Annotated in this window: 4 protein-coding genes; all 4 read left to right on the top strand. The window is 67.0% G+C overall.

All coding sequences use genetic code 11. The features are described 5' to 3' along the window. Positions 1–642 (top strand): SCO6880 family protein (locus tag MLGJGCBP_RS17815; RefSeq protein ID WP_328799551.1); only part of this gene is annotated, 642 nt, incomplete at its 5' end. Positions 643–671: 29 nt separating this feature from the next. Next, positions 672–2,330: a hypothetical protein gene (locus tag MLGJGCBP_RS17810; protein WP_236581177.1), complete on the top strand. Its 1,659-nt coding sequence runs from the start codon at positions 672–674 to the stop codon at positions 2,328–2,330. After that, on the top strand, positions 2,327–2,629 hold the full coding sequence (locus tag MLGJGCBP_RS17805; protein ID WP_160097326.1) for a transposase: 303 nt from the start codon (positions 2,327–2,329) through the stop codon (positions 2,627–2,629). The genes MLGJGCBP_RS17810 and MLGJGCBP_RS17805 overlap by 4 nt, the downstream gene beginning before the upstream one ends. Before the next feature lie 8 nt (positions 2,630–2,637). Then, positions 2,638–2,977, top strand: a 340-nt coding sequence (locus MLGJGCBP_RS17800) for a M23 family metallopeptidase (RefSeq protein WP_236581176.1), incomplete at its 3' end; no start/stop codon positions are given.

Raw genomic sequence — 2,977 nt, 5'->3', positions numbered from 1 at the left:
ATCACCGGTGTGGTGCGCCGCTCCTTCGACCCGGCATCCCAGCAGATCGTCGAACGGGCCGAAGCCAGAGGTGAAGACCACGGGATCACCTGGGACAACGCCGGCCCCATCTCCCACGAGAACAAGTGGGCGGAGTACTGGCACGACGGTGGCCGCTCGGTCACCTGGCTGATGCAGGCAGGCCCGAAGAGCGCTGTCGACGAATCGGCCCTGCGCCGTCTGATCGCCCCGCACCCGGACCTTCCGCGTAAGCGCGTGGCGATCGTCTATCGCCCGCACCGGGCCGCGGACGCGGTCAAAATCATCGATGACGACTACCGCAACGCCATCGTCGCCGCTCAGAACCGCACCCGCGGTATCGGTTCGGCTGCCGCCCAGATCAATGTCGAACTCGCGGAACGCTCGCGTGACGAACTCGCCCGCGGCCACGGCGCCACCCGAATCGGTGTGCTGATCACCGTCACCGAACCCATCGAAGGCGACATCCCCCGGGTCGATGCACTGATCAACGACCTGGCCGCCCAGACCCAGCTCGAGGTCCGCCGCTGCTACCGGTTCCAGGACGCCGCCTTCGCCGCCTCGCTCGGCGTCGGGATCTTGCTGCCCGATCATGCGTCGATGCCGTCGGCGCTGACCGCCTAAGAGAAAGGCACCTTCTGATGGTTCGCATCATGACGCCCGAGGAACGGGCACAGTACCAAGGCAACGTCTATGCCGGTGGCCTGCGCGGGGCGTGGGCCAAGTTCAAGATCAGCACCGACGACAGGCGCCGCCGCAACGCTGCTGTGCGCGAGCGAAGCGAAACCAGCCAAACCGAGGGCGGGCGCAAGCTCACCGACCGCGGGTACCGGGGCGCCGGCGGCGGCCGCGCGGCGTCGGTCGGCAAACAACCCGAGCTGCGGTCGACGAGCGTGCACGCCGCCGGCGCCTTCTGGCCATGGTCGGTCGGGGCGGGTGCCCCGGCGGTCGGCCCGGTCATCGGCAGCCACCTGGTCACCCACGCACCGGTCTCCTTCGGGCTGCTGAACTGGTTCCGACGCGGCTTCATCACCGCGCCAATCGGGTTCGTTCTCGGCCTCAACGGCTACGGCAAGTCCTCGTTCGTCCGCAAGGTGATTCTCGGTGCGATAGCCCAAGGCGTGACCGCCCTGTTCCTCGCCGACAAGAAGCCCGACTACCGGGCGCTGGTCGAGGATGTCTCCGGTAAGGACGCGGTCGTCGACGTCGGATACGCCTTCGGACACATCAACCCGCTGGCGGGCGGTGTGCTCGGATCGATCATCCCGCTGCTCGCCCCGTTCCCGGAACTGCAACGGCGCTGGATCGAGGAGCTCCGCGGCCGCCAGAGCGAGACCACCTGCGCGCTGCTCGAACTGCGGCGCGGGCAGGCACTCGAGGACTGGGAAGAGTCGATCGTCGAATCCAGTATCGGGATCCTGTTCAACGAGAAGGGCTTCACACCAGCCGAGCCGCCGCTGCTGGAGAACTTGCTCGAGGTGATCGTCGAGGGGCACCCGCAGCTCCTCGAGGACGCCGGTGTGGACACCCTCGAGGACTATCGGGAAGCCGTGCGGCCGCTGCGCCGGTCCCTGCGTGCCTTCGTCAACCCGACCAGCCGATTCGGTCGGATCTTCAACGGGCAGACCACCAATCCGCTGAGCCTGGACTACCCGGCGATCGGTTTCGACGTCTCCCACATTCCCAACGGTGACAAGAAGTTGCGGGCGGCGGTCATGCTGGTGTGCTGGTCGGACGGGTTCGCATTGATCGACGCCGCGCACGCCCTGTTCGATGCCGGCCTGGGCCCGCAACGCTTCTTCGAAGCCGTGATGGACGAAATCTGGGATGTGTTAGGTCTGGGGCCCTTCATGATTGACCGGATCAACGCGCTGACCCGGTTGAACCGGCAGATCGCGGTCGGGCTGTGGATGATCACCCACTCGATGGCCGACCTGACCACCGCCTCCGATGGAGCCACCACCGATCGCGCAGTCGGATTCCTCGAACGCGCCCGGGTGAAGGTCATCGGCCCGATCCCGCCGAAGGAAATCGAGCGTCTCAACGGGGTCGTCACCTTCACCGACACCGAGGTCGACATGGTCACCAAGTGGTCCTCCCCGCCGCCGATGACCGGTGATCAACCCCGAGAAGGTGAGTCGGCGCCGCCGCCGCCCGGCACCGGAAACGTGCTGATCAAGACCGGTGACGACGAACGCGCCCCCGGAATCCCGGTGCACGTGATCTTCACCCGCGCCGAGATCGAATCGGGAATCCACAACACCAACGCCCGCTACAACATCGCCGACGAGACGCAGGAGGACGCCGCGTGATCCCACAACGCCGCTACCGGGATGTCTCACCGGAACTGCGGGCAGCCGCGGTGAAGAAAGTCTCCGAGCTGCAAAGCATCGTCTCCTCCCGGTGGCGGGCGATCCAGCTCGTCGCCGAGGCCACCGGCGTGCACCCGAACACACTGCGCAACTGGGTCGAGGCACACCCCGGCGGGCCGAAGCCACCGCGCCGGGATCTCGAACGAGAGCTACGCGAACGTGACGCCGCCCTTGCCGCCGCCTCGGAGATGATCGCCGAACTCTCGCACCGGCTGCAGAGCAGCAACGGGCGAGGCTGATTGCCGCTGTGAACGCTACGAAGAAGGTGCTCGCCGGAGCCGTCGCCGTGATGGTCGCGATCGTGATGCTCCTGGTCATCATCGCCTCCGACGATGAGAACCAATGCGCCGTTCCCGCAGGACCGGGTGCGGCGACGACCGCTCCGGCCGGGTCGCTGGTCAAACCGACCAAGACCGGCACGGCCACCTTGTCGTCACCCTTCGGGCCGCGGTGGGGAACCGAGCACAAGGGCGTCGACTTCGCCGGGGACGTCGGCACCCCCATCTACGCGTTCACAGAAGGCAGGGTCATCGCCGCCGGGCAGGCCAGCGGTTTCGGGAACTGGATCGTCCTCGATCACCAGATCG

It is taken from the genome of Rhodococcus sp. T7 (genome assembly GCF_009872365.1).
In the GTDB taxonomy this organism is placed as follows: Bacteria; Actinomycetota; Actinomycetes; order Mycobacteriales; family Mycobacteriaceae; genus Rhodococcus_F.
The sequence above is the reverse complement of the archived record's forward strand: the minus strand, read 5'-3'. Positions and strand labels throughout refer to the sequence as shown.

Bases quoted from the DNA above. Each gene is read 5' to 3' on its own strand.
- MLGJGCBP_RS17810 (WP_236581177.1), top strand. From the start codon at position 672: ATGACGCCCGAGGAACGGGCACAGTACCAAGGCAACGTCTATGCCGGT.